This is a genomic window from Kitasatospora misakiensis (genome assembly GCF_042656005.1).
In the GTDB taxonomy this organism is placed as follows: Bacteria; Actinomycetota; Actinomycetes; order Streptomycetales; family Streptomycetaceae; genus Kitasatospora; species Kitasatospora misakiensis.
Map to the genome: position 1 here is coordinate 14060 of NZ_JBHSOF010000010.1, position 25986 is coordinate 40045.

The window sequence follows — 25986 nt, forward strand, 5'->3', positions numbered from 1 at the left end:
GCTCCAGCACCGGCGGTGACGACGGGTCAGTACACCAGCTGGACCGCCGGCCGGGCGGCCGGGACGAGCGGCGGCAACTGGCGCGGCAGCACCGGCTGGATGCCGGAGACCAGGGTGTACTCGATGCCCGTCGCATCCCCGGCCCAGTCGGTGTCCGGGCGTTCGCCGAGCGCCAACTGCACCGCGTTCCACGGCAGGTTGAGCCCGCACAGGCCCAGCTGGTACAGCCCGCCGGAGGGCCGGGTGTTGACGTCGATGACCACCGGCTCGCCGTGCAGGTGCCGGAACTGCACATTGGAGAGGTAGGCCATCCCGGTGGCCTCGATCAGGCGGCGGGCGGGTTCGAGGTACCGGGGTTCGGTGGTGAAGCTGCGGCGGCGCCGGTGCTTGCTGCGGCCGACCGCGGCGAGCAGGGTGCCGTCCAGGTCGGCGAGGCAGTCCACGGACACCTCGGGGCCGTCGAGGTAGGGCATGACCAGCAGGTCGGCGGGCGTGTCCGGGTCCTCGCGGGCCGCCCGGTCGAGTGCGGCGGCCACCTGGTCGACCTGGACGCGGCTGTCCCAGCCGGCCAGCCGGTGCAGTCCGAACGGCTCGCGGGTGAGCATCCGGAACCCCTCGCCGCCGGCGCCGGAGGCGGGCTTGAGGCAGGCGGTGAGGCCGTCCGCCTCGATCCGGTCGACGGCGTCGACCAGTTCCCCGGCGGTGCGCACCAGCCACCAGGGCGGGGTGGTCAGTCCGGCGGCGGTCATCGCCGCGTAGCCGTCGGCCTTGCTCTCGAACGCGGCGATCGCGGTGGCCGGCGGGCAGGCGAGGGCGGTGCCGACGGCCTCGAACTCGTGGCGGTGCAGGGAGATCGCGAGCTGGTGGAGCCGGGGCACGAACACGTCGACGCGGTGGCGGGCGCAGTGGTCGAGGGCGTAGGCGACGTAGGCGTCGGGGGTGAGGTCGGCGGGTTCCAGGCCGGCGGTGTCGGCGGCGGCGAGGACGGGGGAGTCGGGGTCGACGTGGGTCGCGTGGACCCGGACCGGGCGGGGGGCGGCGCGCAACTGTTCGATGAAGAACACGTTCTCGGCGTACGTGCGGTTGAGCCAAACGGTGACGGGGGCGCTCATGGGGCTCCCAGGGCAGGGGTGAACGAGAGAGAAGAAGGGCTGTGGCGCGGCCGCGCTCGTCCTGGCTCCGTGGCCCTTTGAGGTGGCACCTTAGCGCTCCCCCGAACGGACGTGAACACGGGGTGGGTCTGTCGGGCGGCGGCCCGGGAGTGAACCGGACCGTCCCGTTCCGGAAGTCATTAGATCACTTGATCGATTCAATATCGATCAGACATTCTATTCGTACTATTTTTTCGGTTATTCCGACCACTCGAAAGAGTGATTGCGGTTGCCCTCCGAATGGGCCCACCATGGATTGTTGCAAGTTGCAAGGTGACACTTCATCGGGTACGGGTACGCGAAGGGCTCCCTATGTCGACCGAAACCAACGTCGGTATTCCTGCACCGGGCGGTGAAGCGCAGGCCCCGGACCAGCAGAGTCTCGCGACCGCGGCCGCGCGGAACCTCGCGACGACGACCAAGTCCGCGCCGCAGATGCAGGAGATCAGCCCCCGTTGGCTGCTCAGGACGCTCCCCTGGGTCCAGGTCTCGGGCGGCGCCTACCGCGTCAACCGCCGGCTGCGCCACGCCGTCGGCCGCGGCCGGGTGAGCTTCGACCGGACGGGCAGCCAGGCCCGGATCCTGCCGCAGACCCTGCGCGAGGTACCGGTGCTGCGGGGCTTCCCGGACGACGCCGTACTGGAGGAACTGGCCGGGCGCTTCGTCCAACGCGAGTTCTCCGCGGGTGAGGTCCTGGTCGCCGCCGGTGCGCCGATCGACGAGGTCCTCATCATCGCGTACGGGAAGCTCGACCGGTTGGGAACGGGCAAGTACGGCGAGGAGGCCGTGGTCGGCACCCTGGCCGACGGCGACCACCTCGGCGACGAGGCGCTCCGGCAGGAGAACGGCGACTGGGCGTACACCGTCCGGGCGGCCACCGCCGGCACCGTGCTGTCGCTGCGCTTGGCCGACTTCCAGGCGCTCGCCGACCGCTCCGAGGCCCTCCAGCTGCAGATCATGGAGTACCTGGCCGGCTTCGAGCAGCCGCAGAACAAGCACGGCGAGGCGGCGATCGGCCTCTCCGCGGGCCACCACGGCGAGTACGAGCTCCCCACCGCCTTCGTGGACTACGAGCTCAAGCCGCGCGAGTACGAGCTGAGCGTCGCCCAGACCGTCCTCAAGGTGCACACCCGGGTCGCCGACCTCTACAACCAGCCGATGAACCAGACCGAGCACCAGCTCAAGCTGACCATCGAGGCGCTGCGCGAGCGCCAGGAGCACGAGCTGATCAACAACGCGGAGTTCGGCCTGCTCCGCAACGCCGACCACGAGCAGCGGATCCAGACCCACTCCGGCCCGCCCACCCCGGACGACATGGACGAGTTGCTGAGCCGCCGGCGCGGCACCAAGCTCTTCCTGGCCCACCCGCGGGCCATCGCCGCCATCGGCCGCGAGTGCAACCGGCGCGGCCTCTACCCGGACACCGTCGAGGTGCAGGGCCGCCAGGTCTTCGGCTGGCGCGGGGTGCCGGTCTTCCCGTGCAACAAGATCCCGATCGTCAACGGGAACACCACCTCGATCCTCGCGATGCGCACCGGCGAGGACAACCAGGGTGTCATCGGTCTGCACCAGACCGGAATTCCGGATGAGGTCGAGCCGAGCCTCTCGGTCCGATTCATGGGAATCAGCGAGAAGGCCATCATTTCCTATCTGGTGAGCGCCTACTACTCGGCCGCGATCCTGGTGCCGGACGCGGTCGGCGTGTTGGAGAACGTCGACATCGCCCACCACCAGGGCTGACCCGGGCCGACCGGAACCACGGCATCCGGCCGGGCGGGACCCGCCGCCCGGCCGGACGCCGCCCCTGAGGGTTCCTGCTCTGAGGGTTCCGGCCCGCCGAAGGGCCCGCCCGCCACCGGGCCGGCCCGTCGTACCACCAAGGGGGAGGACCCATGGGAATGTTCACGCTGGAGCGCGACCATCGCGAGGGACACGAGGCACAGGACGTCCTCGCGCGCGCCCGCACCCTGGTCGACCCGGTGCTGCGGGCCGCGGTGGACTCGCTGCCCGGCACCATGCGCCGGGTGGCCGGCTACCACTTCGGCTGGTGGGAGGCGGACGGTTCGCCCTCGGCCGCGTCCTCCGGGAAGGCCATCAGGCCGGCCCTGGTGCTCGCCGCCGCCCAGGCCCTGGGCGGCGACCCCGCCAGGGCCACCGCCGCCGCGGCCGCCGTCGAGCTGGTGCACAACTTCACGCTGCTGCACGACGACATCATCGACCGGGACGAGACCAGGCGGCACCGGCCCACCGCCTGGCTGGTGTTCGGCACCACCGAGGCCATCCTGGCCGGTGACGCCATGCACTCGCTGGCGCTGCGACTGCTCGCCGAGGACGGTCACGCCGTGGCCGGCGAAGCCGTCCGCCGGCTGGCCGACTGCGTGGTGGAGCTCTGCGAGGGCCAGCAGATCGACTGCGCCTTCGAGCAGCGCAGCGACGTCTCGCTGACCGAGTGCCTGGCGATGGCCGAGGCCAAGACCGGCGCGCTGCTCGGCGCCGCCTGCGCGATGGGCGCCCAGTACGCGGGCGGCTCGGAGGCGGCCGCGCAGGCGATGGACGGCTTCGGCCGGGAGATCGGCCTGGCGTTCCAGCTGATCGACGACCTGATCGGCATCTGGGGCGATCCGGAGGTCACCGGCAAGCCGGTGGGCGCGGACCTGCTGGTCCGGAAGAAGTCCCTGCCGGTGGTCGCCGCGCTCCGGTCCGGGACGCCCGACGGGGACCGGCTGGCCGAGCTGTACGCGCTGGAGCGGCCGCTCACCGCGGAGGAGTTGGCGAGCTGCGCGGCCGCCGTCGAGGGCGCCGGCGGGCGGGCCTGGGCGCAGGGCGAGTCCTGTGAGCGGATGGCGGCGGCGATGTCGCAGCTGGCTCTCGCGGTGCCCGAGCCCTCGGCCGCCGACGAACTGCTCGCGCTCGCGGAACTGGTCACCCGCCGCAGCCACTGAGCCCGGGCACCGAGTCCGGGTGACCTCAGCGGGGGAGCGGGCACCCCCGCTCCCCCGGGTCGGGTCCGTACCGGTCATGCCCCGCGTCCGCGCCGTCAGGCCAGCGCGTCCAGCAGCCGCCGTTCCTTCGCCGGCTCGATGCCGTGGACGATCCGGCCGCGCTTGCGCCCGTCGGGCTCGGTGTCCTCGGCCGGCCCGCGCCGCCGCAGCCACTCCCAGGTGTCCCGGGCGGTCTCGGCGAAGGGCCGGCAGCGCAGCCCGGCCTGCTCGGCCCGTCCGGTGTCGACCTGCCAGGTGCCCGCCGACTCGGGCACGTCGGGCGTCCAGAGCGGCAGCTCGCTCCACGGCTGGACGCTGTCCGGCCCTTCCGCCAGCAGCCGCTTGTCGGCGGCCCAGACCAGCTCGACGTCCGCGCCGCCGGCCGCCTCCGCGCAGCCCGCCAGGAACTCCCCGTAGGTGATCCGGCCGGGCGGCGCCGTGGTGAGGAAGCGGCCGGTGGTGCCCGCCGTCAGCAGGTCGAGACCGAAGGTCGCGAAGTCCCGGACGTCGATCAGCTGCATCGGCCGCCCCGGCTCGCCTGGCGCCAGCACCCGCCCGCCCCGGGCCATCCGCTCCAGCCACCAGGGCAGTCGGCCGCCCCGCTCGTACGGTCCGATCAGCAGCCCGCTGTTGAGGATCAGCGCGCGGTCGGCGCCGAAGTACTCCAGGACGGCGCGTTCGCAGCCCGCCTTGAGCGCGGCGCTGAACTCCTGCCCGGGCGGGGTGTCGGCGGGGCACGGGTGCAGCGGAGAGGTCTCGTCGACGGCCCGGGCCGGCCAGTCGGCGAAGGCGTGGACGGAGGAGATCAGCGTGTAGTGGTCGGCGCGGTCGCGCAGCAGCCGGGCCGTGGCCGCGGCCTGGGCGGGCTGCTGGGCCGAGGTGTCGACCACGGCGTCCCAGCGCCGGCCCTCGACCAGCCGGGCGAGGTCCTCGGCCGCGTCGCGGTCGCCGTGGACGGCCTCGACGCCGGGCAGGTCGGCGGCCGTGCGGCCGCGGTTGAAGGTGGTGACCTGGTGGCCCCGGGTGAGGGCCTGGGAGGCGTACGCCCGCCCCAGGAAGGACGAGCCGCCGAGTAGAAGGATCTTCATACCGGCAAGACTGTCCCACGCCCATCCTCCGCATACCGTCGTTCGCCCTGGGCGCAGGCCCACCCCCGGGCGCCCGCCCTCCGCTACCCCCCTCCGCTACCCGCCCGACCGCCCCGCCGGCGACCGAGATGCCGAGCCCCGGGGCCCCGCATAGCATCCGGTTTGTACCGATATCCACGTCACGCCGTCAGGCACGTCACGCAGCCGCCGAGCCCCGGGGCCGGGGCTCGGCGCAGGGAAGAGCGGCACCATGGTCAACCCGGCACTCGTCGACCCGGACACCATCCGCGCGACCGCCGCCGAGGCATGGATCCGCGGTCGGCCGATCCTGGAGAACTACCGCACCCTCTACACCCAGGCCCTGGACGACGCGGACCCCCGCTACGTCGGCGGCTTCGGCGTCTTCCGGCACTACCCGCGCCCCTTCACCCCGGCCGACACCGACCTCGTCACCCCGAGCAACGACACCCCGTACTCCTGGGCCTGGCTCGACCTGCGGACCGAACCGTGGGTGCTCTCGGTCCCCGCCGTGGACCGCTACTACGTCCTGCCCGTGCACGAGCTCGACACCGTGTACGCCGGGTTCGTCGGCTCCCGGAGCACCGGCCAGGAGGCCGGCGACCACCTGGTGGCCGGCCCGGACTGGGACGGCGAGCCGCCGGCCGGCATCAGCGGCGTCATCCGCACGGCGACCCGGCTGGCCGGCATCGTCGGCCGCATCCAGGCCGCCGGCACCTCCCCCCAGGCCGTCCGGGAGCTCACCGGGATCCAGCGGCGCTACCGCCTCCGCCCGCTGCACGCGTACGCCGGGACACCGGAGCCCGAGCCCGCCCCGCAACCGGTCTGGCCAGTCTGGCGGGAGGAGGTGCTGGACACCGTCGAGTTCTTCTCCTTCCTCGACTTCCTGCTGGGCTTCTTCCCCGTCCTGCCGGCCGAGGCCGACCTGCGCGGCCGGCTGACCGACCTCGGCGTCGACGGCCGGGGCGAGTTCGAACCGGCCACCCTGCCGATCGCGGTCCGCACCGAGCTCGAACGCGGCATCGCCGACGGCAAGGCCGAACTCGCCCGCGCCGTCGCCCGGACGGACTCCTCGGTCGAGCTCTTCGGCACCCGCGAGCGGATCGGCACCAGGTACCTGGAGCAGGCCGTCGGCGCGCTCACGGGCCTCTACGGCCTGCCCGCCGAGGAGGCCTGGTACGGCGCCTGGCAGGCGGACGGCGCGGGCCACCGGCCGCCCGACGCGCACCGGCGCGACCACCTGCTGCGGTTCCCGCCGGACGCGCTGCCGCCCGCCCGGTTCTTCTGGTCCGTCACGATGTACGCGCTGCCCGCACTCCGGCTGGTCGACAACCCCCTGGACCGCTACGCGATCGGCGACCGCACGCCCGGCCTGGTCCGCGACCCGGACGGCGGCCTCACCCTCCACCTGAGCCACCGGCGGCCCGCCGACCCCGCGGCGGCGGCCAACTGGCTGCCCGCACCCGACGGCCCGTTCACCGCCGTGCTGCGCCTCTACGGCCCGGACGGGGCCGTGCTCGACGGCCGCTGGACGCCGCCCCCGCTCACCCCGCTCACCCCGCGCTGACCCGCCGCCCACCGCCGGCCCGACCCCCGGACCCGGGAAGGACGCCCCCATGACCCAACCCGAGCTGGAGGCCATGGCCGCCGACGCCTACGTCTACGGCTACCCGCTCGTCGCCGGCCTCACCATGGTCGACCGCTTCGTCGTCGGCGGCCTGGGCGTCCTGCCGCCCACGCCGTTCAACCGGTTCGCCCACGCCACCCGGCAGGCCGGCCCCGACGACGACTTCAGCTCCGTCAACAACGACGTCCTCTACTCGGTCGCCCAGCTCGACCTCTCCGAGGGACCGCAGCTGCTGCGCGTGCCCGACACCGCGGGCGCCTACTACGTGCTGCAGTTCGTCGACGCGTGGACGGCCAACTTCGCCTACCTCGGCAGCCGCGCCACCGGCAGCGCCGCCCAGACCTGGTTGATCGTCCCGCCCGACTGGCACGGCACCCCGACCGAGCCGGACCGGGTGATCGTCGCCCCGACCACCGTCGCCACCGTGGTCGGCCGGTTCGCCTGCACCGGCCCGGAGGACTTCCCGAGGGTCCGGGCCCTCCAGGACGGGCTCGCCCTCGAACCGATGGAGCCGGGCGGCCTCGTCGCCGGACTGCCCGCACCCGACCCGGAGGTGCCCGAGCGGCTCGCCTTCTTCGAACGGCTCCGGGTCTGGATGGCCGCCTTCCCGCCCGCCGCGGCCGACCGCGACTACCAGCAGCGGTTCGCGCCGCTCGGCCTCCTCGACCCCGGCGTCTCCCCGTACCGCGCGGCCGCCCCCGACTGGACGCTCGCCCTGGCGAGCGGTCTCGCCGCCGGGCGCGAACGGGTCGAGGACGCCACCCGGCCGCCCGAGGGCCACCCGCCCGGCGAATGGCGCGCGGCGCTCCACCTGTTCGACCACAACGTCGACTTCCTCGGCCCGGGCACCCTCGACGACCCCGAGTGGCGGATCCCGGACCGCCGCGCCGCCTACCTCAGCCGGGCCGCCGCCGCCCGCGCCGGCCTCTGGGGCAGCCACGCCTACGAGGCGCTGTCCGCGGCCACCACCGACGACGCCGACGGCCGCCCGCTGGACGGTGCCGGGCACTACACCCTGCGCTTCGCGCCGGACGGCCTGCCGCCCACGGCGGCCTTCTGGTCCCTCACCATGTACGGCCTGCCCGACCACCGCCTGGTCGCCAACCCCTTGAACCGCTACGCGATCGGCGACCGCACACCCGGCCTGGTCCGCGACCCGGACGGCGGCCTCACCCTCCACCTGAGCCACCGGCGGCCCACCGACCCCGCGGCGGCCGCCAACTGGCTGCCCGCGCCCGACGGCCCGTTCCGCCCGGTGATGCGGCTCTACCGGCCGGGACCGGCCGCCCTGGACGGGACCTACCGCCTGCCGCCGATCCGGCGGAGCTAGCCCCTGTCCGGCCGGGGCGCGCCGTCGAACACGCTCCGAAGGCCCGGGACGGCACGCGGCCGGATCCGACCGGCCCGGTCAGGAAGGAGACCGCATGGGCGACGCCGTCGGCGGGATGCTCGCCTCGGCCGCGGGCGTCGCGATCAGCCCGATGTCGCTGATCGCGACGGTCCTGCTGCTCGCCGGCCCCCGGGGCCGGGGGAACGGGACGGCGTTCGCCGCCGGCTGGGCGGTCGCGCTGGCGGTGCTGGCCGCCGTCGTGGTGCCGCTGGGATCGTGGCTCGCGGCCGGCCGGGCCGACCCGGAGTGGTCGTGGTGGTTCGAACTGGTCCTGGGCGGCCTGCTCCTGCTGCTCGGTCTGCGCCTGTGGTGGGACCGCCCGCGCGAGGGCCGGGTGCACGGGCCGCCGGACTGGATGCGGACGGTCGACCGCTCCACCCCCGCCCGCTCCGCCGGCCTCGCGGTGGTGCTGCTGGCGACCGACCCGAAGAACCTGCTGCTGGCGGTCGGCGCGGGCGTCTCGATCGCGACCAGTACCGCCGCGCCCGGCGGCAAGGCGGGCGCCGCCGTACTGCTGGTGCTGATCGGATCGCTCGGCACCCTGCTGCCCCTGGGCGTCCACCTCCTCGACGGCGCGCGGGCGCCCCGGCGCCTGGAGGAGTGGAAGGCCTGGGCGGCCACCCACAACACGGCGGTGCTGCTGGTCCTCCTGCTCACCCTCGGCACCACCCACCTCGGCGCCGCCCTGTCCGGCCTGACCACCTGACCGGGGCACCCGCGCGGCCCGCCGCCCCGGGCTCAGTGCGGGGACGGGCTCGCGGAGGCGGACGGGCCCGCCGGGGTGCTGCCGGACGGGGACGGCGTCGGGGCCGCCGAACCCGACGGGCTCGCCGTCGGCGTGGCGGTCGGCGCGGGCGTGCCGGTCGGCGTCGGGCCGGTCGACGGGCCGGTCGTGGGGCTCGCCGTCGCCGGAGCCGTGGACGCCGGGCCGGTCGGTGCCGGGCTGCTCGGCGACGGGGTGCCGGACGGCGCCGGCCCGCCGGTGGGGGTGGGGCTCGGCGCGGTGGTCGGTCCGGTGCTGCCGGGCTCGGCCGGCGCCGAGGTGGACCCGCCGCGGTGCCGCGGCCCGCCCTCCAGGGTGACCACGGCCTGCGAGGGCGGCAGCGCGATCCGGGCGGTCCAGCGGGTCTCGGGGGCGAGGTCCTCGTCGACGCTGACGATCACCGTGATCCGCTGCCCGGGCGCGAGCGTCCCGGAGTCCCGGCTGAGCCGCAGCCAGGACGCGTCCACCACGGCGTGCCAGTGGATCTCGGTGCCGCCGGAGTTGGTGAGGGTGAGCACCGTCCGGTTGCCGTACTCGCCCGCTTCGACGGTCAGCAGGCCGACGGGCGCCGGCGCCCCGGTCCCGGGGGTGCCCGGTCCGGACGGTACGACCGCCGCGCCGGCGGCGGGGGCCGGTGCCGCGACCAGGGTGGGGCTGCTGAGCGGTGTCGCGCCATGGGCCGGGACCGGGATCAGCGGGCCCTGGATCCCGGGCAGCAACGTTTCTGCATCGAGCGGCCCCGCTCCGGCGAGCTCCATCCCGGCCACCGCCGGACCGGCGCCGCGCGCCGCGCCGATCAGGGCACCGAGGGCCCCGGCGGTGCCTCCGGACCCGCCCGCCGAACCGTCCGGCGGACCATCGGGCCGCTGCCCGCCCGCCGGGCGCCCGTCCTCCTCGACCCGGACCGAGGAGACCGCCGCCGCCGTTCCGGGCCCGCCGCCGCTCCGGTGCCCGGCCCAGAGCGCGACGACCGGCGCGGCCAGGACGGCGGCCAGCACCCCGGTGGTCACCACCCGCCGTCGCACGGTCGGCCCGCGCCCGGAGTCCGGCGCGCGGTGCCGGGGGAACCCGCCCTGGTCGAAGCGGAGCGCCGGCTCGGTCACCGGCACCGGTGCGCCCGCCCGCCGCCCGGCCCACTCCCGCTCGGCCGTCGGCAGGAACGCCACGGTCCCGGCCGGGGCGCCCGGGGCCGCCGATGAGCCCAGGGCCGCCGATGAGCCCAGGGCCGCCGAGGAGCCCGGGGCAGCCCCCGACGCCCCGGGCGGCGCGGCGAGCACCGGCAGCCCGGCCGGGACCGGCCCCTCCGGCACCTCGCCCGCGACCCGCTCCGCCGTCCCCCGACAGGTCGGGCACTCCACCACGTGCTGCACCAGCTCGCGGCGGAGCGCCGGGCCGAGCACCCAGTCCCGCCAGCTCTCCGCGCCGGCGCCGCCGAGCCGGTCGAGTTCCGGGCAGCTGCCGACGCCGAGCACCAGCAGGGCGGCCCTGGTCCGGTCGACCTCGGCCCGCGCGGCGGCGAGCAGCGCCCGGACGGTCTCGAACGGCTGCCCCAGGACGGCGGCGACCTCGATCGGGCTGAGCCGGTGGCGGACCGCCAGCTCCAGCGCCTCGCGCTGCTCGGGATCGGTGCCGGCCGCCTCGGGCCAGGCCAGCGAGGCGAGTTCGCGCCGCCGCCGGACCGCCTCGGCGCCGCCGTCCCCGTCCTCCCCGGTCACCCGGGTCGCCCCGGCACCCGGCCCGGCCGACGGCCCGTCCGCCAGCCGCCGCAGGCAGCAGTACCGGGCCAGCGAGTACAGCCAGGCCCGGAGCAGCCCGGGTTCGGCCAGCCGGGAGCCGTGCCGGACGGCCAGCTCGCGCACCTCCCGCAGGGCGGCCGCGGCGGCCTCGTGCTCGCACAGCACCGAGAGGCAGTAGGTGAAGAGGCCGTCGACCTGTCGCTCGTACGCCGCGAGGACGGCGTCGCGCGGCCCTTCGGTACTCGTTGTCACCCGTCCGACGGTAGAGAGGGCGCGGGCCCGGCCCTGGTTTTTCCGCCCGGTTGTACTTCTTTCGGGTAACAACATCGCTCATTCGTGGACCGGACCGGGGGAAGGGGCGCACCGTTCGCTCCACACCCCGGAGCCCCGCCTCCGGCCCGGCCGGTCCCCGCGTTGTCGTACCCGGGCGCTACGGTGACCGCATGGCTGCCCGTACCAAGACCACCGCCAAGCCGCGCCCGGCCTACCGCTGCACCGAGTGCGGCAACCAGCTGCCCAAGTGGGTCGGCCGCTGCCCGGAGTGCAACGCCTGGGGCACGGTCGAGGAGTACGGCGCGGTGCCGATCCGGACCACCGCCGCGGGCCCGGTCAGCGCGCCCGCCCGCCCGATCGGCCAGGTGGACGGCCAGGTGGCGACGGCCCGCTCCACCGGTGTGCCGGAGCTGGACCGGGTGCTCGGCGGCGGCCTGGTGCCGGGCGCCGTGGTACTGCTGGCGGGCGAGCCCGGCGTCGGCAAGTCCACCCTGCTGCTGGACGTCGCCGCCAAGGCGGCCACCGCGCAGCACCGCACGCTCTACGTCACCGGCGAGGAGTCGGCCGGCCAGGTGCGGCTGCGCGCCGACCGGATCAACGCGCTCTCCGAGCACCTCTACCTGGCCGCCGAGTCGGACCTCGGCGCCGTCCTCGGCCACATCGAGGCGGTCAACCCCGGCCTGCTGATCCTGGACTCGGTGCAGACCATCGCCTCCGCCGAGCTGGACGGCGCCCCCGGCGGCCCGGCCCAGGTCCGCGAGGTGGCCGGCGCGCTGATCCGGGCCTCCAAGGAGCGCGGCATGGCCACCCTGCTGGTCGGCCACGTCACCAAGGACGGCCAGATCGCCGGCCCCCGCCTGCTGGAGCACCTGGTGGACGTGGTGCTGAGCTTCGAGGGGGACCGCCACGCCCGGCTGCGGATCATCCGCGGGGTCAAGAACCGGTACGGCGCGACCGACGAGGTCGGCTGCTTCGAGCTGCACGACGAGGGCATCGAGGGCCTGGCCGACCCGTCCGGCCTCTTCCTGACCAGGCGTGACAAGCCGGTGCCGGGGACGTGCCTGACCGTGACCCTGGAGGGCAAGCGGCCGCTGGTGGCCGAGGTGCAGGCGCTGATGGTGGATTCGCAGATCCCCTCGCCGCGGCGGACGACCTCCGGCCTGGAGTCGCCCCGGATCGCGATGATCCTCGCCGTGGTCGAGCGTCACGGCGGGGTGAAGCTGGGCAAACAGGACATCTACACCGCCACCGTCGGCGGCGTGAAGCTCTCCGAGCCCTCGGCGGACCTCGCGATCGCCCTCGCGGTGGCCAGCTCCTCCTCGGACACCCCGCTGCCCAGCAACCTGGTCGCGATCGGTGAGGTCGGCCTGGCCGGCGAGGTGCGGCGGGTGACGGGTGTGCAGCGGCGGCTGGCCGAGGCGCACCGGCTGGGCTTCACCCACGCGCTCGTCCCGCCGGACCCGGGCAAGGTGCCGGCCGGGATGAAGGTGGTCGAGGTGTCGGACATCGGCGAGGCGCTGCGGGCGATCCCGGGCCGCCGCCGGGCCGCCGCGAAGCCGAAGGGTGAGGCCCCGTCGGCGCCGCCGGCCCCGCGCGCGCCCCGGCCGGTGGCCCACCCGGAGGAGCTCATGGAGGGGTGGGAGCCGGTCGACTCCGACGAACTGCGCTGACCCAAGCCCTGTCGTTGCCGCACGCAGTTAGACTTTCCTCTGTCTCATTGGTGATAAGGCAGTACTAAGCGACAGAGCAACAGACCGCAGGCCGGCGCCCCCCGCACGAGGCGCGCGGTACGGGGTCGACCGGAGGAGTCACGTGGCAGCCAGCGACCGGGCGGACAAGTCCTCCCGCGAGGAGGCCCTGCTGCGGGCCTCCCTCACCGCCATCGCCCCCGGCACCGCACTGCGTGACGGCCTGGAGCGGGTGCTCCGGGCCAACACCGGCGGTCTGATCGTGCTCGGCTTCGACAAGACCGTCGAGCCGATCTGTACCGGCGGCTTCGTGCTCGACGTCGAGTTCACCGCGACCCGGCTGCGCGAGCTGTGCAAGCTCGACGGCGCCGTGGTGCTGGACAAGGACATCACCAAGATCGTCCGGGCCGGCGTCCACCTGATGCCGGACTCCACCATCCCGACCGACGAGACCGGCACCCGCCACCGCACCGCCGAGCGCGTCAACCGGCAGACCGGCTTCCCGGTGGTCGCGGTCTCGCACTCGATGCGGCTGATCGCCATGTACGTCAACGGCACCCGCCGGGTGCTGGAGGACTCCACCACCGTGCTGTCCCGCGCCAATCAGGCGCTGGCCACCCTGGAGCGCTACAAGCTGCGCCTGGACGAGGTGGCGGGCACGCTCTCCGCGCTGGAGATCGAGGACCTGGTGACGGTCCGGGACGTCACCGCCGTCGCCCAGCGGCTGGAGATGGTCCGGCTGATCGCCACCGAGATCGCCGGCTACGTGCTGGAGCTCGGCATCGACGGCCGGCTGCTCTCGCTCCAGTTGGACGAGCTGATCGCGGGGGTGGAGCCGGAGCGCGAGCTGGTCGCCCGGGACTACTTCCCGGAGCGCGCCGCCAAGAAGGGCCGAACCGTCACCGAGGTGCTGGCCGACCTGGAGGCACTGACCCACGCCGAGCTGCTCGACCTCCAGACGGTGGCCAAGGCGCTCGGCTACTCGGGCACGCCGGAGTCGCTGGACTCGGCGGTCTCGCCGCGTGGCTACCGGCTGCTGGCCAAGATCCCGCGGCTGCCCAACACGGTGATAGAGCGGCTGGTGGAGCACTTCGGCGGGCTGCAGAAGCTGCTGGCCGCCAGCATCGACGATCTGCAGACGGTCGAGGGCGTCGGCGAGACCCGGGCCCGCTCGGTCCGCGAGGGCCTGTCCCGCCTTGCTGAATCGTCCATCCTGGAGCGCTACGTCTGAGCGGTCCCGTGCCGCTCCGGACGCCGGGGCACGCCCCGGACGACACCCCGGACGCAGCTCCGGACGACGCTCCGGACCCGGGGACCGAACGTGAAGAGGCCCGGACCGCTCAGGCGGTCCGGGCCTCTTCGTGCCGTCGGAGGCGGGAGGCTGAGCCGGGCTCAGTTCTCCAGGCGGATCGAGGAGCGCGCCGAGGCCTGGCCGCCGGAGAGGCCGGTGAGGTCGGCGACCACCAGGTAGGTGCCGGCCGGGGCGGGCGCCGGGTCGGCGGTCGCGCACTGCGGCTTGCTGCGGACCCGGTCCCAGCCGAAGGTCTCGGTCAGCCCGCCGTTGGCGGGGAGCTGGACCCAGGTGCTGTTCCGGTCGGCCGGGCAGTCGCCGGAGGACCAGATGCGCTCGCCGTTGCTGGCGGTGACGGTGATCGCGGAGGCGGTCCGGCCCAGGTCCACCCGGCAGGCGGTGCCGGAGGAGTTGTTGATGGTCAGCGCCAGCTTGGGCTTGTCCTTGGGCTGGTAGGAGTTCTGGGTGCCGGCCAGATTGAGCGTCAGTTGCGAGGAGGCGCAGATCGGCAGGGCCATGATCTCGGGGGTGTTCATCGCGGGCTGGCCGCCCGTGCCGCCCCCGCCCGTGCCGGCTCCGCCGGTCCCGCCGCCGGTGCCGCCGCCGCTGCCGCCCGTACCGGCCGGGGCGCCGCCGCCCGAGGTGCCGCCGCTCGCGCCGGCCGCCGCCGCTCCGCCGGTGGCGGGTGCCGGGTTGGCGCCGCCGCCGGTCGTGCCGCCGGTGCTCAGGCTGACGTCGCCGCCGCCGGAGCCGCCCGCAGAGCCGCCCGTGGTGCCGCCGGAGCCGCTGCCGCCGCCACTGCCGGGGCGGGAGTTGTTGGCCGGTCCGCTCGGCGAGGCGCCCGGCGTGATCGTCTGAGCGGGCGTCTGGTTCTGGGACTGGGTCGGCGCGGCCTGCGCCGCCTTGTCCTTCCCGCCGTCTCCACCCCCGCCCTGATCGGCCATCAGCCAGATGACGAGGGCGGCGACCGCGACGGCGGCGATGAGCACGACGACGCGCCGACGCCAGTAGATCGAGGCCGGCAGTGGTCCTACGGGTTGACGCAGAGAGGGCACGCCCAAACTCTACGAGACAGTGTGTGCCCCTTGACGCACCAACACCGCACAGTCATCCCTTCCTTCACATGATCCGCCATTTGCGCCGTTCGGGCGAGGCTGAATGGGGCGTTTTGCGCGCCGAAGCGGAGTTCCATGATCCGCTTCGATGGCCGCCCCGGGCGTGGGAGGATCGAAGGGCCATGGCTGCCAACACCGTCACCCCCGCCCTCCCCGTACCCGCGACCCCCACCGCGCCGCCGGTCCCCACCGCGACATCCGGCGCGACATCCGCCGCGACGTCCGCCGCGACGCCGAAGCTCGCGCTGCCGCTGCCGGTCCTGCACGCGACCGTCCTCGACTGGTACGAGGCCAACGCCCGCGACCTGCCCTGGCGGACCCCGGACGCCTCGCCCTGGGCCGTGATGGTCAGCGAGTTCATGCTCCAGCAGACCCCGGTGAAGCGCGTCCTGCCCGCCTGGCAGGCCTGGATGGAGCGCTGGCCGACCCCGGCCGACCTGGCCGCCGAGGCGCCCGGCGAGGCGGTCCGGATGTGGGGCCGGCTGGGCTACCCGCGCCGGGCGCTGCGCCTGCACGGCGCTGCGGTGGCGATCACCGAGCAGCACGGCGGCGAGGTGCCGGACGACCACGCGACCCTGCTCTCGCTGCCCGGGATCGGCGAGTACACCGCGGCGGCGGTGGCCTCCTTCGCCTTCCGCCAGCGGCACGTGGTGCTGGACACCAATGTCCGCCGGGTGTTCGCCCGCGCGGTGACCGGCGTGGAGTACCCGGCGCAGGCCACCACGGCGGCCGAACGGCGGACCGCCACCGCGCTGCTGCCCGAGGCCGACCGGACGGCCGCCACCTGGGCGGTCGCCGTGATGGAGCTGGGCGCGCTGGTCTGCACGGCCCGCGGGCCGGAGTGCGGGGACTGCCCGCTGTTCACCTCCTGCGCCTGGCAGCGGGCCGGGTGCCCGCCGTACGAGGGCCCGGCCCGGCGCGGCCAGTCCTACGAGGGCACCGACCGGCAGGTGCGCGGCAAGCTGCTCGCGGTGCTCCGCGAGGCGCACGGCGAGGTGCCGCAGGCCCGGCTCGACGCGGTCTGGCCGGACGCCGTGCAGCGGGCCCGCGCCCTGGACGGGCTGGTCTCCGACGGCCTGGTCGAACCGGTCGAGCAGGGCGTCTACCGGCTGCCGCAGTAGCCGCCCTGCCACCGGGAGCACCTGGAGCACTGCAAGGGCCCCCACCCGCCGATGCGGCGAGTGGGGGCCTGATGCGTTCCTGCGGCAGGCCGCGTCAGATCGCGACGGCCTCGACGTTGTCGGCCGCGGTGCCCTTCCCGGCCTCGCCGCCCTCACCGCCCTTGCCGTCGGCGGGCGGCGCGCCGGCTCCGCGCAGCGGAACCTCCCGCATGAAGACCGCGGCGGCGACCGAGATCACGGCGACGGCCGCACCCCAGAGGAAGACGGTGTGCATGCCGTTGGCCACCGCGTGGTGGTAGGCGTCCTGGACCGGCGCGGGCAGCGCCTTGAGCGCGGCCGGGCTCAGCTGGGCCGGGTCGCCGCCCTGCGAGCCGCCCGCCCCGCCGGCCGAACCGAGCCGCTCCTTCATGGTCTCGGTGACCCGGCTGTTGAACAGCGCGCCGAACAGCGCCACGCCGAACGAGCCGCCGATGGTGCGGAACAGGGTGGCGGTGGAGCTGGCCACACCCATGTCCTTGAGCTCGACGCTGTTCTGCGCGACCAGCATGGTGATCTGCATCAGGAAGCCCATACCGGCACCGAGCACCACCATCCAGCAGGCGGAGGTGAAGCCCGAGGTGTCGGTGGAGAGGGTGGAGAGCAGCAGCATGCCGGCGGTCATCACGACGGTGCCGATGATCGGGTAGATCCGGTACTTGCCGGTCTTGGTCACGGCCTGGCCGACCACCAGCGAGATCACCAGCATGCCGAACATCATCGGCATCAGCAGCAGGCCGGAGTTGGTCGCCGAGGCGCCCTGCACGGTCTGCTGGTAGAGCGGCAGGAAGACGGTCGAGCCGAACATCACGAAGCCGACCACGAAGCCGATGATCGAGACCAGGGTGAAGTTCAGGTTCTTGAACAGCGACAGCGGGAGCATCGGCTCCTCGACCCGCTGCTCGACGTAGCAGAAGCCGATCAGCGTGGCCGCGGCCAGCGCGGACAGGCCGAGGACCTGCTTCGAGCCCCAGGCGTACTCCTGGCCGCCCCAGGTGGTGATCAGGGTGAGCGCGGTGATGCCGGTGGTGAGCAGCAGCGCGCCCAGGTAGTCGATCCGGGCCGTGCTGCGGACCTTCGGCAGCTTCAGCGTGATGACGACGACGGCGAGCGCGACGGCGCCGAGCGGCAGGTTGATGTAGAAGGTCCAGCGCCAGTTCAGGTGGTCGGTGATGAAGCCGCCGACCAGCGGGCCGCCGATGGTGGCGAGCGCCATCACCGCGGCGAACATGCCCTGGTACTTGCCGCGGTCGCGCGGCGGGACGAGCGCGCCCATGATCGACATCACGCCGACCATCAGACCGCCGGCGCCCAGGCCCTGGAGGGCGCGGAAGCCGATGAGCTCCGTCATGTCCTGGGAGAGGCCGGACAGCGCCGAGCCCGCCAGGAAGATCACGATCGAGGTGAGGAAGGTGCCCTTGCGACCGTAGAGGTCGCCGAGCTTGCCCCAGATCGGGGTGGAGGCGGCGGTGGCCAGGGTGTAGGAGGTGACCACCCACGACAGGTGCTCGGCGCCGCCGAGTTCGCCGACGATGGTCGGCATCGCGGTGCCGACGATCAGGCCGTCGAGCATGGCGAGCAGCATGGTGACCACCAGGCCGATCATCACCAGGCGGATCTCACGGGCCGAGCGGGGCTGTTCGTCCTCGGTCGGTTTCTTCTCGGGGGCCGCGTTGTCGGCCTTGGAGTGTGACATGGGTGGGACTCCCGGACAGCGGGTCGGGCGACCGGCGCGGCCTGCGGCAGCCCCCTTACTTGTCGCCCGGCTAGTTTGTGGACCGTGGGCACGGTAGGTTGTTCCCTAGCCGGTCGTCAAGCCAGTTTCTCGGTGGACTCCCCGGGCAGGAAGAATGAGCGCACCAGTGGTCGCCGGGGGAGGCAACCGCCGCTACGCCGCGGCGGCCGAGGGCCGCCGGAGACCGAACCACGACGCAGGCAGAGGCAGGCGATGGGCACGACGCAGAGCCCCCGTAGCGACACCCGGGCGCGCATCGTCGCGATCGCCCTGGAGCTCTTCTCCGCGCAGGGCTACGAGCGCACCTCACTGCGGGAGATCGCGGACCGGCTGGGCGTCACCAAGGCCGCGCTCTACTACCACTTCAAGACCAAGGAAGACATCGTCCACGGGATCGTGGAGACCACCGCCGCGCCGATCGACGAGCTGATCGTCTGGGGGCGCGAGCAGCCCTGGACGCCCGAGGTGCGGGACGAGCTGATCCGCCGGTTCGCGGCCGGGATGAACGAGCGGGCGCCGCTGCTGCGCTTCTTCCAGGAGAACCAGCCCGCGCTGCGCGACCTCCCGGCCGGGCAGGAGTTCCGGGACCGCATGATCGCGCTGGTCCGGCTGGTGCACGGTCCGGGCGCGGGCTTCGAGGACCGGCTGCGCGCGATGATGTCGCTGTTCACCATCAACTCGGCGCTCTTCCTGCTGTACCAGGACAAGCGGCCGGAGGTCGACCGCTACGTCGGCGACATCCCGGTCCCGGAGGTCACCCGCGAGGAGGCGATCGAGGCCGCCCAGCACGTGGCGCTGGAGATCTGCCGGCTGATCGACCGGCCCGCGCCGACGGACTGAGCGGCCCCGCGGCCCGTACCCCCCGCGGGCCGTACCCCCGGTGACCGGGGGTCAGAAGTTGGTGACCCCGTGCGCGGCGAGGTAGGCGATCGGGTTGATCACCGCGCCGTAGCGGTTGGCGGAGCGGATCTCGAAGTGCAGGTGCGGCCCGGTCGAGTTGCCGGTGTTGCCCGAGCGGCCGATCTGCTGGCCGGCCGCGACGTGCTGGCCCGGCGACACCGCGAGCGCCGACATGTGCGCGTACTGGGCGAAGCGTCCGTCGGCCAGCCGCAGCACGACCTCCTTGCCGTACGCGCCGTCCCAGCCGGCCGACACCACGGTGGCGTTGCCGACCGCGAGCAGCGCGGTGCCGGGGGAGACCGCGAAGTCCACGCCGGTGTGGTACCCGGCCGCGTAGCCGGCGTTGCGCACGCCGTACGGGTTGCTGGTCGGCGCGCCCGGGATCGGCGCGGACCACTGCGGGGCCGGAGCCGGAGCCGGGGCAGGGACAGGGGCAGGGGCGGGCGCGGGGGCCGGTGCCGGGGCAGGCGCGGCGGGGGCCTCCTGCGGGGCGGCCTCGGGCTGCGGGGCGGGCGCCTGGCCCTCCGCCTGCCCGGCCGGTGCCTGGTCGGCGGACGGCGCCGGTGCTGCGGCCTGCGCGGTCAGCAGGTTCGCGGCGATCGCCACCGAATCCTGAGCCGAGGCCTGCTCGGACGACAGCGTGTACGGGCTGGGACCGGCGACCTGGACCAGTGCCGGGGCCGGGCCCGCGCCGTGCGGCGCCGTGAACGCCGAGCTGCCGGGGGTGGTCGGGGCGATGGTCTGGGCCGAGGCGCTGCCCGAGGCGGCGATGAGCAGGGCGCCGGTGAGGACGACCGCCCCGGCCGCGGCGGCGGTGGTGGAGCGGTTCCGGTCGGTCTGCCGAAGGAAGGCGTCGGCGAGCCGGCACAGGGCCGGCCCCAGAGGCGGGACAGGAGACATCGGAAACGACCTCACGAACGTACGGGGGCAGCACGCTGAGCCCGTTCGGGCGTGCTGAGTGGGGGACCACTCAGGTGTAACCGTCACCGAGCGGAGTCCCAAACGGTGTGACGTACTACGGCGTGTAGTCAGCATCGCGCCGGAGATTCAAACCGACGGAGTAACGATCATGCGATCGGATGGTCCGCCCATGGGACGACGGCCGGATCTGTTCGCACGGCCGTCCTACTACCCCCGCTCGTACCGCCCCCGAGGGCTGTGAGCAGCACCACCCGCCCGCCGGGCGCTCCCCGGCCCGGCCGGTCCGGGGAGAAAGAAATCCGGCCCGCCCCCGCGGGTGCGGGAGCGGGCCGGATCGGCTCAGCGGTGCCTGGTCACGGACCGGGCGTCAGAGCGCGGTCGATCAGTTGTCGACCGGGCGGACGCGGATCCAGGTCTCCAGGTAGTTCGAGGACTCGTTCTCGACCTCGATGCTGGTGCCCGTCTTCGGGACGATGACGCTGCTGTACGGGTTGTCCTTGGTCCAGTAGGACTTCAGGTCGGAGAACTCGTCGACACCCTTGGCCTTCGGGATGACCGTCTCGACGCCCGCGCGGTGCAGGGTCAGGCTGTCCGTGCGGCGCGAGCCGAAGGTGGAGTCGTAGCCGTTGATGCGCGGGCGCATCAGCGTGCCGTCCTTCCACTTCAGCGGGGTCGGGTGCGAGTCGACCGGCAGGATCAGGCCCTGGCCCGGGTGGTTGGTGACGTTGTTGTCGCTCTGCGACTCGTCCCAGTACCAGATCAGCAGGCCGGGCTGGTACGGGTAGTGCTCGACCCAGCCGGGCTTGTCGGCGAAGCCGAAGTTGTACGGGCCGACCTTGAGGGTGCGGTCGTACGAGACGTACTGGCGGTTCTCCGCGATGTAGTACTGGTTGTACTCGTTGGTGAACGAGCCGGTGGTGCGGGAGAAGCCCTTGGCGGTCCAGCCGTTGTCACCGTTCTCGGCACCGTCGGTGAAGACGGAGGCGCCGTCGGCGGTCACGGCGATGTCGTCCAGGGCCAGGCCCTTGAGGTGCAGGCCGCCGTCGGTGGTGTAACGGAAGCGGACCTTGACGGCCTGGCCGGCGTAGGCGTCCAGCGGGAAGGCGAGGTCGCCCCACTTGTCGCCCGAGTTGCCGGTCAGCGAGGCCTTGCCGGAGGGGTCCTTCGGCAGCGCGACGCCGTTGTAGGTGCCGTCGAGGGCGGTCCAGTGGGCGCCGCCGTCGGTGGAGACCTCGGCGTAGCCGTAGTCGAAGTCCTGCTCGATGTCGTACCAGGCCTTGGCCGACAGCGCGGCCTTGGTCTTGCCGGTCAGGTCGAGGTCACGGGTCAGCGAGACGTTCAGGTCGTCCGCGCTGCCGCTCCACCACTCGTTCGCACCCGCGAAGGGCTTGTTGATGGTGGTGGTGACGGACTTCTTCGGCAGGTCGACGACGAGCGCCTGCGGGAGCTGGCTGTTGTACTCGACCGGGCCGATGTGGTGGGTCGACTCGGTGCCGGCCTTGGCCTTGTCGAACTTCAGCCAGCCGAGCTTGAGCTTGCTCCAGGCGTCGAGGTCGTTCGGCATGTCGCCGATCGAGTTCTTGCCCTCGCCGAGCCAGGAACCGGACGACATCAGCGACCAGAAGCCGACCGAGTTGTCGATGCCGCTGCCCGAGGTGTCGTACAGGTCCGGCAGACCGAGGTCGTGGCCGTACTCGTGGGCGAAGACTCCCAGGCCGCCGTTCTCGGGCTGCATGGTGTAGTCGCCGACCCAGACACCGGTGCTGCCGACCGGGGTGCCGCCCAGCTTGTTGGTGGCCGGGCCGGTGGTGCCGGCGCCGGTGCCGTAGACGTACGAGCGGTGGGCCCACAGGGCGTCAGTACCCTGCTTGCCGCCGCCCGCAGACTGGTCCTCACCGGCGTGCACGATCTGGAAGTGGTCGATGTAACCGTCCGGCTCGTTGAAGTTGCCGTTGTGGTTGTAGTCGTACCGGTCCCACTGGTCGTACTGCGCGATGGTGGCCTTGATCTGCTCGTCCGTCTGGCCCTTGGCCTTCTGGTCGGCGACCCAGGTGTCGATCGCGTCGCGGATCAGGTCCTGGGCGTTGGCGCAGACGTGCTGGCCGCAGTAGTCCGAGCCGTAACGGGCCTCGTTGTACTTGATCTTCACCCAGTCGGTGACCTGACCGTCCACCGAGTAGCGGCCCGAGGACTGCTTCTCGTAGTAGGTCTTCAGCGAGTCACCGGTCTTGCTGAAGTACAGGTCCTGGTAGTGCTGACGGTTGTAGTCGGCCTGCCAGAGGGTGGAGTTGTTGGTCGCCGGGTCCGGCTGCGCGATCTGGTTGCGCTGCGGGCCGGGCTGACCGCCGTACTTGATCTTGCCGTCCGGCGTCTTGGTCGTGTTGTCGACCTCGTCGCCGAACTCCACCAGGATGGTGAAGATCTTGTCCGTGCGCTCACGGGCCAGCTCGACGTACTTGTCCTTGCCCAGCTTGATGCTGGAGCCGCCGCCGTGCTGCTCGATCTGGGCGGTGCCCGCGATCAGCTGCTCGGTCGCGGCCTTCTGCTCAGCCTCGACCTTCTCGGTCAACGGACCGGGAATGTTGTGGTCGGTGCTGGTCTGAACGGCGTCGGCCGGGTCCTGCGGGACGGGGGCGGCGCCGGCGGCGACCGCCGTGCTCGGGAGCAGTCCCGCGCCGAGCGCGGCTATGACCGCCGCGGCCGAGGCGACCGCAGCGGCTTTCCTGGTCATCTTCAACGTTGTGACGTCCTCCCCAAACCGTCCGGCTCTTGGCCTTCCGGTAAACCAATGAAAGACAGGTGGACGTCATTTGATCTAAGTGTGGACGGAAAAGATAGACCTTGACCATGACATGGCCACAACGCTATCCTCCGCGACTGCGTATCAGGTGACGTCCTGTCAAGAACATTGCCATTAAAGATGACTAAGACTTCGGTCGCACCCGCAGCGTCCCCCGTTCAGGCCCCCGACCTGCCGCTTCGTGTTGAGGATCACAGCTTCGGCGCGGAGGTGAAAAACGGAATAGGCCCCCGGCGCGAACGCCGGGGGCCTAAACCGTTGCTGTTATCTGTTAAATGTTGCTACTTCGTCAGGTCGGGACCCGGCGAGGCAACGGCGGCCGGGGTGTCCGCGACCGCGGACTTCTCCTCGCCGCGGAAGGTGAACTTCGCGTCCTTGCCGTCGCCGTCGACACCGACGACCACGATGTGGCCGGCCCGCAGCTCGCCGAAGAGGATCTTCTCGGAGAGGTGGTCCTCGATCTCGCGCTGGATGGTCCGGCGCAGTGGCCGGGCGCCCAGGATCGGGTCGTAGCCGCGCTTGGCCAGCAGCTTCTTGGCCTCGACGCTGAGCTCCAGGCCCATGTCCTTGTCCTTGAGCCGCTCGTCCACCTTGGCGATCATGAGGTCGACGATCTGGATGATGTCGTCCTCGGACAGCTGGTGGAAGACCACGATGTCGTCGACGCGGTTCAGGAACTCGGGGCGGAAGTGCTGCTTGAGCTCCTCGCCGACCTTCGCCTTCATCCGCTCGTACCCGGTCTGGGTGTCGCCCTGGGCCGCGAAGCCCAGGTTGAAGCCCTTGGAGATGTCCCGGGTGCCGAGGTTGGTCGTCATGATGATGACGGTGTTCTTGAAGTCGACCACGCGGCCCTGGGAGTCGGTCAGGCGACCGTCCTCCAGGATCTGCAGCAGCGAGTTGAAGATGTCCGGGTGGGCCTTCTCCACCTCGTCGAAGAGGACGACGGAGAACGGCTTGCGGCGCACCTTCTCGGTCAGCTGGCCGCCCTCCTCGTAGCCCACGTAGCCGGGGGGCGAACCGAAGAGCCGGGAGACGGTGTGCTTCTCGGAGAACTCCGACATGTCCAGCGCGATCAGCGCGTCCTCGTCGCCGAAGAGGAACTCGGCGAGCGTCTTGGACAGCTCGGTCTTACCGACACCGGACGGGCCGGCGAAGATGAACGAGCCGCCGGGGCGCTTCGGGTCCTTGAGGCCCGCACGGGTGCGCCGGATGGCCTGGGAGAGCGCCTTGATGGCGTCCTTCTGGCCGATGACGCGCTTGTGCAGCTCGTCCTCCATGCGCAGCAGCCGGGAGGTCTCCTCCTCGGTCAGCTTGAAGACCGGGATGCCGGTGGCGGTGGCCAGGACCTCGGCGATGAGCTCCTCGTCGACCTCCGCGACGACATCCATGTCGCCGGCCTTCCACTCCTTCTCGCGCTTGGCCTTGGCCTGCAGGAGCTGCTTCTCGTCGTCGCGCAGGGACGCGGCCTTCTCGAAGTCCTGCGCGTCGATCGCGCTCTCCTTCTCGCGGCGCACGTCGGCGATCTTCTCGTCGAACTCGCGCAGGTCCGGCGGCGCGGTCATCCGGCGGATGCGCATCCGGGAGCCGGCCTCGTCGATCAGGTCGATGGCCTTGTCCGGCAGGAAGCGGTCCGAGATGTACCGGTCGGCCAGGGTGGCGGCGGCGACCAGGGCGGCGTCCGTGATGGAGACCCGGTGGTGGGCCTCGTAGCGGTCGCGCAGACCCTTGAGGATCTCGATGGTGTGCGGCAGCGAGGGCTCGGCGACCTGGATCGGCTGGAAGCGGCGCTCCAGCGCGGCGTCCTTCTCCAGGTGCTTGCGGTACTCGTCGAGCGTGGTGGCACCGATGGTCTGCAGCTCACCGCGGGCCAGCATCGGCTTGAGGATCGAGGCGGCGTCGATGGCGCCCTCGGCGGCGCCCGCGCCGACCAGGGTGTGCAGCTCGTCGATGAACAGGATGATGTCGCCGCGGGTGCGGATCTCCTTGAGGACCTTCTTCAGGCGCTCCTCGAAGTCACCGCGGTAGCGGGAGCCGGCCACCAGGGCGCCCAGGTCCAGCGTGTAGAGCTGCTTGTCCTTGAGCGTCTCCGGGACCTCGCCCTTGACGATCGCCTGGGCCAGGCCCTCGACCACGGCGGTCTTGCCGACGCCGGGCTCACCGATCAGCACCGGGTTGTTCTTGGTGCGGCGGGACAGCACCTGCATGACCCGCTCGATCTCCTTCTCGCGCCCGATGACCGGGTCGAGCTTGGCCTCGCGGGCGGCCTGGGTCAGGTTGCGGCCGAACTGGTCCAGGACCAGCGAGGTCGACGGGGTGCCCTCGGCCGGCCCGCCGGCCGTGGCCGACTCCTTGCCGCCGGGGGTCTGGTAACCGGAGAGCAGCTGGATGACCTGCTGACGGACCCGGTTGAGGTCGGCGCCCAGCTTCACCAGGACCTGGGCGGCGACGCCCTCGCCCTCGCGGATCAGGCCGAGCAGGATGTGCTCGGTGCCGATGTAGTTGTGGCCGAGCTGCAGGGCCTCCCGGAGCGACAGCTCCAGGACCTTCTTCGCCCGGGGGGTGAAGGGAATGTGACCGGACGGGGCCTGCTGGCCCTGGCCGATGATCTCCTCGACCTGCTGGCGAACGGCCTCAAGAGAAATCCCGAGGCTCTCCAGGGCCTTAGCGGCGACACCCTCACCCTCGTGGATCAGACCCAGGAGGATGTGCTCGGTGCCGATGTAGTTGTGGTTGAGCATCCGGGCTTCTTCCTGAGCCAGGACGACAACCCGCCGCGCGCGGTCGGTGAACCTCTCGAACATCGTTTATCGCTCCTCAGAGCGGTCGGGCAGTTCGGGGTCCGTCCCCGCCCTGTCCTTCCGCATGCTAGTCCCGCTCAGCGGCGCGGCCCACGGATTCACTCCCTGGTAGGGGAGCGACATACTGCGCGACCAGCCGACACCAATCCCAACCCGATGTTGGGAGACGGTGTTCCCGCACGCGGGCCGGATGCACCGGATACCGCTACGCCATCGGCGAACAACCTCCGCCGCGGCGCGGTCGGTGGGCGTCCGACCGGTCACGCGTACTGCCCCGGACGGGGTCACGGACCTCGTCCATCTGCATTCATACCCGGTATCGGCGCGGTTCTCGCGCAGTTTCCGCGGTGGCGGTGTTCGCCTGGCGAGAAGTCGGCCGCCGCTGACGGTCGGTCAGCCGCGGCCCGGGCGGCCGGTACGCCGCCACGGTGGTCCGCGTTACCGCTTCGCCCCTCCAGCGTTGCACAGGCCGTGACGGTTCCGCCGCCCGAATCCGCGCCCGGCCCGCCGCCCGAATCCGCGCCCGGCCCGCTGCCCGAACGGGCAGCCGCGCC

The 25986-nt window shown here is 72.8% G+C and carries 17 protein-coding genes; 9 read left to right on the forward strand and 8 right to left on the reverse strand.

Annotated features, from left to right (window positions below; genetic code table 11):
• Positions 1 to 26: 26 nt before the first annotated feature.
• A complete protein-coding gene (locus ACFP3U_RS10610; RefSeq protein ID WP_380225094.1) occupies positions 27 to 1112 on the reverse strand; it encodes an ATP-grasp domain-containing protein in 1086 nt (361 codons plus the stop codon).
• Between the two features lie 351 nt (positions 1113 to 1463).
• Here ACFP3U_RS10610 and ACFP3U_RS10615 point away from each other — a divergent pair, with 351 nt between their 5' ends.
• Complete coding sequence (locus tag ACFP3U_RS10615) at positions 1464 to 2891, forward strand: family 2B encapsulin nanocompartment shell protein (protein ID WP_380225095.1); 1428 nt, start codon at positions 1464 to 1466, stop codon at positions 2889 to 2891.
• A 152-nt stretch (positions 2892 to 3043) separates the two neighbouring features.
• On the forward strand, positions 3044 to 4093 hold the full coding sequence (locus ACFP3U_RS10620; protein ID WP_380225096.1) for a family 2 encapsulin nanocompartment cargo protein polyprenyl transferase: 1050 nt from the start codon (positions 3044 to 3046) through the stop codon (positions 4091 to 4093).
• Positions 4094 to 4188: 95 nt separating this feature from the next.
• On the opposite strand, the gene ACFP3U_RS10625 is transcribed toward ACFP3U_RS10620, so the two are convergent.
• Positions 4189 to 5220 carry an NAD-dependent epimerase/dehydratase family protein gene (locus ACFP3U_RS10625; RefSeq protein ID WP_380225097.1) on the reverse strand — a complete coding sequence of 344 codons (1032 nt, stop codon included), beginning with the start codon at positions 5218 to 5220 and terminating at the stop codon, positions 4189 to 4191.
• Between the two features lie 250 nt (positions 5221 to 5470).
• On the opposite strand from ACFP3U_RS10625, the gene ACFP3U_RS10630 reads away from it, so the two are divergent.
• From ACFP3U_RS10630 to ACFP3U_RS10640, 3 genes are all read left to right on the forward strand, one after another.
• Positions 5471 to 6805, forward strand: coding sequence for a DUF1254 domain-containing protein (locus ACFP3U_RS10630; protein WP_380225098.1), 1335 nt, complete (start codon positions 5471 to 5473; stop codon positions 6803 to 6805).
• A gap of 49 nt (positions 6806 to 6854) precedes the next feature.
• Complete coding sequence (locus ACFP3U_RS10635; RefSeq protein WP_380225099.1) at positions 6855 to 8195, forward strand: DUF1254 domain-containing protein; 1341 nt, start codon at positions 6855 to 6857, stop codon at positions 8193 to 8195.
• A gap of 94 nt (positions 8196 to 8289) precedes the next feature.
• Positions 8290 to 8961: a GAP family protein gene (locus ACFP3U_RS10640; protein WP_380225100.1), complete on the forward strand. Its 672-nt coding sequence runs from the start codon at positions 8290 to 8292 to the stop codon at positions 8959 to 8961.
• A gap of 32 nt (positions 8962 to 8993) precedes the next feature.
• Here the strand turns inward: ACFP3U_RS10640 and ACFP3U_RS10645 are convergent, their stop codons facing one another.
• A complete protein-coding gene (locus ACFP3U_RS10645) occupies positions 8994 to 11006 on the reverse strand; it encodes a BACON domain-containing protein (RefSeq protein ID WP_380225101.1) in 2013 nt (670 codons plus the stop codon).
• Between the two features lie 191 nt (positions 11007 to 11197).
• On the opposite strand from ACFP3U_RS10645, the gene radA reads away from it, so the two are divergent.
• Positions 11198 to 12697 (forward strand): DNA repair protein RadA, encoded by a 1500-nt coding sequence (gene radA, locus ACFP3U_RS10650; RefSeq protein ID WP_380225102.1) that lies wholly within the window; start codon positions 11198 to 11200, stop codon positions 12695 to 12697.
• Between the two features lie 142 nt (positions 12698 to 12839).
• Positions 12840 to 13946 carry a DNA integrity scanning diadenylate cyclase DisA gene (gene disA / locus ACFP3U_RS10655; protein ID WP_051769323.1) on the forward strand — a complete coding sequence of 369 codons (1107 nt, stop codon included), beginning with the start codon at positions 12840 to 12842 and terminating at the stop codon, positions 13944 to 13946.
• A 161-nt stretch (positions 13947 to 14107) separates the two neighbouring features.
• Here the strand turns inward: disA and ACFP3U_RS10660 are convergent, their stop codons facing one another.
• Entirely contained in the window at positions 14108 to 15061 is a 954-nt protein-coding gene (locus ACFP3U_RS10660) for a hypothetical protein (protein ID WP_380225103.1), read from the reverse strand.
• 182 nt (positions 15062 to 15243) lie between these two features.
• Between ACFP3U_RS10660 and ACFP3U_RS10665 the strand changes: the two genes are divergently transcribed.
• Positions 15244 to 16242, forward strand: a complete 999-nt coding sequence (locus ACFP3U_RS10665) for an HhH-GPD family protein (RefSeq protein ID WP_380225104.1) — start codon at positions 15244 to 15246, stop codon at positions 16240 to 16242.
• Positions 16243 to 16336: 94 nt separating this feature from the next.
• On the opposite strand, the gene ACFP3U_RS10670 is transcribed toward ACFP3U_RS10665, so the two are convergent.
• Entirely contained in the window at positions 16337 to 17974 is a 1638-nt protein-coding gene (locus ACFP3U_RS10670; protein WP_380225105.1) for an MDR family MFS transporter, read from the reverse strand.
• 252 nt (positions 17975 to 18226) lie between these two features.
• On the opposite strand from ACFP3U_RS10670, the gene ACFP3U_RS10675 reads away from it, so the two are divergent.
• Entirely contained in the window at positions 18227 to 18853 is a 627-nt protein-coding gene (locus ACFP3U_RS10675; RefSeq protein ID WP_380225106.1) for a TetR/AcrR family transcriptional regulator, read from the forward strand.
• Between the two features lie 51 nt (positions 18854 to 18904).
• Here the strand turns inward: ACFP3U_RS10675 and ACFP3U_RS10680 are convergent, their stop codons facing one another.
• The 3 genes from ACFP3U_RS10680 to ACFP3U_RS10690 form a co-directional block, all read right to left on the reverse strand.
• Entirely contained in the window at positions 18905 to 19813 is a 909-nt protein-coding gene (locus tag ACFP3U_RS10680) for a M23 family metallopeptidase (protein WP_380225107.1), read from the reverse strand.
• A gap of 403 nt (positions 19814 to 20216) precedes the next feature.
• Positions 20217 to 22565 carry an immune inhibitor A domain-containing protein gene (locus tag ACFP3U_RS10685; protein ID WP_380225108.1) on the reverse strand — a complete coding sequence of 783 codons (2349 nt, stop codon included), beginning with the start codon at positions 22563 to 22565 and terminating at the stop codon, positions 20217 to 20219.
• Positions 22566 to 22915: 350 nt separating this feature from the next.
• Positions 22916 to 25435: an ATP-dependent Clp protease ATP-binding subunit gene (locus ACFP3U_RS10690; RefSeq protein WP_380225109.1), complete on the reverse strand. Its 2520-nt coding sequence runs from the start codon at positions 25433 to 25435 to the stop codon at positions 22916 to 22918.
• Between the last annotated feature and the right edge of the window lie 551 nt (positions 25436 to 25986).

What these genes read in the sequence shown, in the direction of transcription:
- ACFP3U_RS10665 (WP_380225104.1), top strand. Translation starts at nt 15,244, where the DNA reads ATGGCTGCCAACACCGTCACCCCCGCCCTCCCCGTACCCGCGACCCCC.
- ACFP3U_RS10670 (WP_380225105.1), bottom strand. Translation starts at nt 17,974, where the DNA reads ATGTCACACTCCAAGGCCGACAACGCGGCCCCCGAGAAGAAACCGACC.
- radA (WP_380225102.1), top strand. Translation starts at nt 11,198, where the DNA reads ATGGCTGCCCGTACCAAGACCACCGCCAAGCCGCGCCCGGCCTACCGC.
- ACFP3U_RS10625 (WP_380225097.1), bottom strand. Translation starts at nt 5,220, where the DNA reads ATGAAGATCCTTCTACTCGGCGGCTCGTCCTTCCTGGGGCGGGCGTAC.
- ACFP3U_RS10610 (WP_380225094.1), bottom strand. Translation starts at nt 1,112, where the DNA reads ATGAGCGCCCCCGTCACCGTTTGGCTCAACCGCACGTACGCCGAGAAC.
- ACFP3U_RS10620 (WP_380225096.1), top strand. Translation starts at nt 3,044, where the DNA reads ATGGGAATGTTCACGCTGGAGCGCGACCATCGCGAGGGACACGAGGCA.
- ACFP3U_RS10690 (WP_380225109.1), bottom strand. Translation starts at nt 25,435, where the DNA reads ATGTTCGAGAGGTTCACCGACCGCGCGCGGCGGGTTGTCGTCCTGGCT.
- ACFP3U_RS10675 (WP_380225106.1), top strand. Translation starts at nt 18,227, where the DNA reads ATGGGCACGACGCAGAGCCCCCGTAGCGACACCCGGGCGCGCATCGTC.
- ACFP3U_RS10685 (WP_380225108.1), bottom strand. Translation starts at nt 22,565, where the DNA reads ATGACCAGGAAAGCCGCTGCGGTCGCCTCGGCCGCGGCGGTCATAGCC.
- ACFP3U_RS10635 (WP_380225099.1), top strand. Translation starts at nt 6,855, where the DNA reads ATGACCCAACCCGAGCTGGAGGCCATGGCCGCCGACGCCTACGTCTAC.
- ACFP3U_RS10615 (WP_380225095.1), top strand. Translation starts at nt 1,464, where the DNA reads ATGTCGACCGAAACCAACGTCGGTATTCCTGCACCGGGCGGTGAAGCG.
- ACFP3U_RS10640 (WP_380225100.1), top strand. Translation starts at nt 8,290, where the DNA reads ATGGGCGACGCCGTCGGCGGGATGCTCGCCTCGGCCGCGGGCGTCGCG.
- ACFP3U_RS10680 (WP_380225107.1), bottom strand. Translation starts at nt 19,813, where the DNA reads ATGTCTCCTGTCCCGCCTCTGGGGCCGGCCCTGTGCCGGCTCGCCGAC.
- ACFP3U_RS10630 (WP_380225098.1), top strand. Translation starts at nt 5,471, where the DNA reads ATGGTCAACCCGGCACTCGTCGACCCGGACACCATCCGCGCGACCGCC.